Raw genomic sequence first — 5,608 nt, forward strand, 5'->3', positions numbered from 1 at the left:
AAGGACGGGGTGGGGGGCGGGAAGATGGCCGGTGGTCAGGCGCCGGCGGAACACCCAATAGCTCCAGCTCTGAGCGAGCATCACCGAGGGCAAGCCGATGGCCGCCACGACGGTCATGACCCCCAGGGTGTAGTCGCTGCTGGAGGCGTTGGCCACCGTCAGGTGGTGGGCGGGGTCGATCGTGGAGGGCAGGACCACGGGGTAGACGTTGGCGAAGATTGAGGTAAGGCCGCAGAACAGCAGTGCGGCGGAGCCGGCGAAGGCGCGGCCTTCCCGGCCCAGGCGGGCGCTGGTCCACCCGAAGAGCGCGGCGACGACCGCGGCACCGACCAGGGGCCAGGTCCAGGCCTTGTCGTGGAGCACTTGAACGGCCAACACCCACACGGTGAGCGGCACCAGCGCGGCCGGGCCGAAACGGAGGAGGAACTGGCGGGCACGCACCCGGACCGGGCCCTCGGTCTTCAGTCCCAGGAAGGCCGAGGCGTGCACGAGGCAGAAACCGACCAGCGCCAGCCCACCGAGCAGCGCGTAGGGCGTGAACCAGGCGAAGGCCCCGCCGACGCGGTCGCCGTTGGCGTTCAGCGGCAGGCCCGTAGTGGTCAAAGCCAAGGCAGCACCGAGCCCGAAGGCGACCAGGAACGATCCCCCGCCCAGGGCCCGGTCCACCCACCGCCGCCACCGGTCGCTGTGGACCTTGCCGCGGTACTCGATGGACACCGCCCGGAAAATCAGCCCGACCAGGACGAACACGAAGGGGACGTACAGGGCAGAGAACAAGGAGGCGTACCAGTCGGGGAAGGCGGCGAAGAGCCCGGCGGCTGCGGTGATCAGCCACACCTCGTTGCCGTCCCACACCGGGCCGATGGTATTGAGCATCTGCCGGCGCTGGCGCTCATCGCGGGTACTGGTGAGCATGAGCATCCCCACGCCCAGGTCGAAGCCGTCCAGGAGGATGAACCCGGTCCACAGCACCGCGATGGCGATGAACCAGAGAGTGGGAAGCAGTTCCATGTCAGGGGCCGTTCTGTGGTCGTCGGGCTCAGTAGGCGAAGGCCAGCACGTCATCGCGCCGACCGGTCATGCCCTCGGGATGGGCGGGGTCATCTTCGTGGTGGGCGAGCTCGGGCATGGCCGAGGCGACCCCGCCGCGCACGTAGCGCACGAGCAACCTCGTCTCCACCACCAGCAGGACCGCGTAGATCAGCCCGAGGGTGATGAGGGAGAAAAGGATCTCCTCCCCGCTGACTCCCGGGGAGACGGCAGCGGCGGTGTACATGTACACCCCGTCCACACCACTGGGGTTGGGATTCGGGACGACCACGAACGGTTGCCGTCCCATCTCGGTGAACACCCACCCGGCAATGTTGGCCCCGAAGGGTGCCAGGATGGAGGCCACCGCCACCCACATCAAGGGCTTGGAAGCCGGGACGGTGCCCTTCCGGGTGAGCCACAGCGTCAGCGCCGCGAAGCCGGCGGCGAGCATGCCGAAGCCGATCATCAGGCGGAACCCCCAGTAGGTGACCTCCATTAGGGGCAGGTAGTCGATCTTTTGGCCGGCCCGTTCGCCGTACATGGGGTCTTCAGGCAGGTGGGTGCCGTAGGCGGCCTCGTACTGTGGGATGAGGGTGTTCACGCCCTTGACTTCGGTGTCGAAGTCCCCGTGGGCCAAAAACGACAGCAGGCCCGGGATCTCGATGACGTTGGTCACCTGGTCACAGTCCTGGGCTCCGAGCGGGCCCACGGCCAGCACCGAGAAGCTGGTGCCATCGTGGCAGGCCGCCTCAGCGGCGGCCATCTTCAACGGCTGCTGGTCGAACATGAGCTTGCCCTGCAGGTCCCCGGTGGCGGCGACCCCGCCGAAGGCGACGGCGGCGACCACCGCACCGATGCGCAGGCTGGACAGCCACACCGCGTGGTCGACCCGGTCCCGCCCGGGAATATCGGCCCGCTCTCCCACGACCACGGCACCGGAGTCGTCGACGGTGTCGATGTTGTCCCGGCGGCGCTGCCACAGCTGGTACCAGGAAACCCCGATCAGGAACGCCGCGCCCACTGCCACCGCTCCGGCCAGGGTGTGGGAGTAGGCCACCAGGGCCGTGTTGTTGGTCAGCACCGCCCACACGTCGTTCATCACCGGGCGGCCGTCCACCATCTCCACGCCCACCGGGTGCTGCATCCAGGAGTTGGCGACGATGATGAAAAAGGCCGAGACCACGGAGCCGAGCACCGCGGTCCACAGCGTGGCCAGGTGCAGCTTCTTGGGCAGGCGGTCCCAGCCGAAGATCCACAGGCCCAGGAAGGTGGACTCGAAGAAGAAGGCGAGCAGGCCCTCCATCGCCAGCGGTGCGCCGAAGACGTCGCCGACGAAGCGGGAGTACTCGCTCCAGGCCATCCCGAACTGGAATTCCTGCACCAACCCGGTGGCCACGCCCATGATGAAGTTGATCAGGTAGAGCTTGCCCCAGAACTTCGTCATCCGCAGCCAACGCTCGTTGCCGGTGCGCACCCACATCGTCTGCATGAGCGCCACCAGCAGACCCAGCCCGAGCGTGAGCGGGACCATCACGAAGTGGTAGACGGTGGTGATCCCGAACTGCCACCGGGCGATCTCCAACGGATCCATGGGTTGTCCCCCAAGCCTTTTTACAGTGGTGTAGAAGTAGTTCTACGAGTCGTAGAACTACTTCTACACCACTGTAGAACACGTGGGTCGGTCCGCTAGAATCAGCTGGTGGCAACCAACGAATCGAAACGTGCAACCTCCTTAGGTGACCTGGAGCGATCCATCATGGAGATCCTCTGGCAGGCGGACACCCCCCTGTCGGCCTACGACCTCCAGGACCAGCTCCCCCTAGCCACCGACAGCGGTCGCCCCCGCGCCGCCACCACCGTGCTCACCGTCCTGTCCCGCCTGGAGCGCAAAGGCTTCGTCACACGGGAACGCACCTTCCGCCCCCACCGGTACCACGCCGCAGCGTCCCGCGAAGAGCACATGGCCTCCCTCATGCACGAGGTCCTCGGAACAGCCAACGACCGGGCCGCCGTACTCGAACGCTTCGTCGGGGGCGTCAGTTCCGAGGAGGCACAAACTCTGCGGCGCCTCCTCGACGACCACTGAGTCCATGTGATCAGCGCCTCGATCGGCCTCGCGGCATTTGCTCTCGCCCTGGCCTGGCCCGTCCCGATCCTTTTCTCGCACGCCAAGTGGCCGACCCGCGCCCCCGCCACCGCACTGGTGCTCTGGCAGGCCGTCGCCCTGGCCGGCGGGCTGTCGATGCTCGGGGCCTTGCTCACCTTCGGCCTGGCCCCTTTTGGGCCGGACTTGGTCACGGGCGGCATCAGCTTCGCCGCTAGCTTCTTTGGAGATCAGCCATGGGTGCCCGCAGGCCCGATGCACATCCTCGCGCTGTCCGGAGCAGTTCTGCTCGGCGGGCATCTGCTGCTGAACCTGATGGTCACGATTGTGCGCGCCGAACGCGATCGCCGGCGCCATGCCCAGCTGGTCCTGCTCCTGAGCACACCGTTGCCCGATGCCCCCGGCACCCGGCTCCTCGACAACCCCGCCCCTGTCGCCTACTGCCTCCCGGGGGCGTTCACCACGATGACCGTCCTCTCTGCCGGATTGCTGTCACTGCTCGATGAAAACGAGCTGGACGCGGTGATCGAGCACGAGAAGGCACATGCCACCCAACGCCATGACATCGTGCTGATGCTATTCCGCGCCTGGAAGGCTTCCCTGCCCTGGTTCCCCATCGCCGACCGCGCTCACCGCGAAGTCGGGCTCCTCGTCGAGATGCTCGCCGACGACCGCGCCCGCCGGAGCGTCGACGACCGTACCCTCGCCCGAGCCGTCGCCCTTGTCAGCACCGGTGGATCCGCTGCTCCCTCGCACCGCTTCCAAGGCACCTGGACAGGCGCGGCCCCTGCCGAGGACGCCCGTCATCGCATCCTGCGACTGGAGGCCACGCCCGTGCCGGCGGGACAAAAGGCAACAGTCATCGGCGCAGCCGCTGCGCTCATCATCGTGCCCACCATCTTGCTGCTCGCCCCCGGCCTCACCAATCTGCTCGACTGACCACAGGCGCGAACCACCCTGGCTGCCACGGCAACACCTGACCCATGACTCGGCGCCCTGACACCGAGATCTACCGCGTCACATGAGGTACATCAGCGCCACTTTGCCACCGATTCAGGAACCTCGAATCGGAGGGCGGCAGCTCTGCGCGTCATACAGCGTTGCGTGCCCGCACGACACCGCATTAACGGGAGCGAAGACGTATCCTCAGGAGGATTGTCCGTGCTCCTACGCGCACACCAATGTTTGATGCCTGCGGTCCGTTGCTCGATCTTTCCGTCGTTGCCCGCGACGTCCTGGGGGAAACACCATCATGCCCCGTGACTCCTCTCGCCGCCCTGCCAAGCCCGACCTCCGTCACCGCGCCTCCTCGCCGGTGAGCGCCCTCGCCGCGTTCTCGGCCCTCGTGGCGCCGAGCGTGGCCGTCAGCTCGGGCGTCACTCCGGGGGCCGGCGAAGAACGAGGGGCTGCCTTCGGGGTGTCGGCGGGCTCCTCGGCCTCCTCGGAGCGGTCGGACAGCGGGTGGAGCCTCTTCGCGTCAGGTCAGGAGCGGCAGCACCCTCCGGCGGCACCGTTGCGGCAGAACCGTTCCACCTCGCCCGTCCGTGACGGCGCCGCAGGCAACGGGTCCTGGCGCCAAGGCACCGGGCCGGGCGACGCCGCCCGGAACGCGGCCTCGACGGTGCGCCCGGGGCGACATGCACCGAGGCTGTACTCGGGCGAGCTTCCCGTCAACACCCTCATCGCCCCCACCACTCCCGGGGCCGTCCTGACCGGGGGAACCTTCGGGTGGCGGATCGCCCCCGATCGCGGCGACCGCGAGTTCCACAACGGCACCGACGTCTCCGCAGCCGCAGGGCTGCCGGTCGTGGCGGCCGCCGAGGGCGAGGTGACGGCCGTGTTCTGGGACGTCTGGGGCGGCAACCGTGTGGAGGTCACCCACGCGGACGGACTGAGGACCACCTATAACCACCTCGAGGACGTCAGGGTGGCCACCGGTGACCGGCTGGCCGCAGCCGAGCAGCTCGGTTCCGTCGGTGCCACCGGAACCCGAGTCACGGGACCAAACCTGCACCTCGAGACCTGGGTCGACGGGCAGGCCGTGGACCCCCAGTCCTTCGACTGGGTCGACGGTCTCCGCGTCATTCCCGCCTCCCGCAGCAAGTACTCCTTGGAGGTGCCCGTGCCGGCCCCCGTGGATGACGAGACCACCGCCAAGAAAAAGGCCGCCTCGGACGAAGAAGCTGCCGAGCAGAAGGCCGCTGCCACCAAGAAGGTCACGAAGGAGCCCCAACCCACGGCCGAGCCTTCCGCTCCTGCGAAACCCAGCCCCACACCGGCCCCTCCACCGTCAGCGGCGCAAAAGCCCACGGCCATCCAGACCAAACCCGTAAAACCCGCCCAACTGAAGCGCCCTGGGTCTGATGGAGACTCGCGCTATTTGATTCCGACCAGGTGTTCGCGGTCGGCTTGGACAGCATAGAACGCGTTCTCGAACTCGGCGGGCGGGACGTCGCCGAGGTAGCTGTGGAG

4 protein-coding genes and 1 pseudogene are annotated in these 5,608 nt (G+C 67.7%); 3 read left to right on the forward strand and 2 right to left on the reverse strand.

Features of this window, described 5'->3' with window-relative positions; all coding sequences use genetic code 11:
* Both cydB and D9R02_RS11095 read right to left on the reverse strand, forming a co-directional pair.
* On the reverse strand, positions 1 to 1,011 hold a 1,011-nt coding region (gene cydB, locus D9R02_RS11090), incomplete at its 3' end, for a cytochrome d ubiquinol oxidase subunit II (RefSeq protein WP_121566922.1).
* Positions 1,012 to 1,039: 28 nt separating this feature from the next.
* Positions 1,040 to 2,623, reverse strand: a complete 1,584-nt coding sequence (locus D9R02_RS11095; RefSeq protein WP_019311285.1) for a cytochrome ubiquinol oxidase subunit I — start codon at positions 2,621 to 2,623, stop codon at positions 1,040 to 1,042.
* A gap of 108 nt (positions 2,624 to 2,731) precedes the next feature.
* On the opposite strand from D9R02_RS11095, the gene D9R02_RS11100 reads away from it, so the two are divergent.
* From D9R02_RS11100 to D9R02_RS11110, 3 genes and pseudogenes are all read left to right on the forward strand, one after another.
* Positions 2,732 to 3,118, forward strand: coding sequence for a BlaI/MecI/CopY family transcriptional regulator (locus tag D9R02_RS11100; RefSeq protein ID WP_257879654.1), 387 nt, complete (start codon positions 2,732 to 2,734; stop codon positions 3,116 to 3,118).
* A 6-nt stretch (positions 3,119 to 3,124) separates the two neighbouring features.
* On the forward strand, positions 3,125 to 4,075 hold the full coding sequence (locus D9R02_RS11105) for a M56 family metallopeptidase (protein ID WP_121566923.1): 951 nt from the start codon (positions 3,125 to 3,127) through the stop codon (positions 4,073 to 4,075).
* A gap of 313 nt (positions 4,076 to 4,388) precedes the next feature.
* Positions 4,389 to 5,174, forward strand: a pseudogene (locus tag D9R02_RS11110) (M23 family metallopeptidase); the annotation flags it as partial.
* Positions 5,175 to 5,608: the final 434 nt, after the last annotated feature.

This window comes from Kocuria rhizophila (genome assembly GCF_003667225.1).
Classification (GTDB): Bacteria; Actinomycetota; Actinomycetes; order Actinomycetales; family Micrococcaceae; genus Kocuria; species Kocuria rhizophila.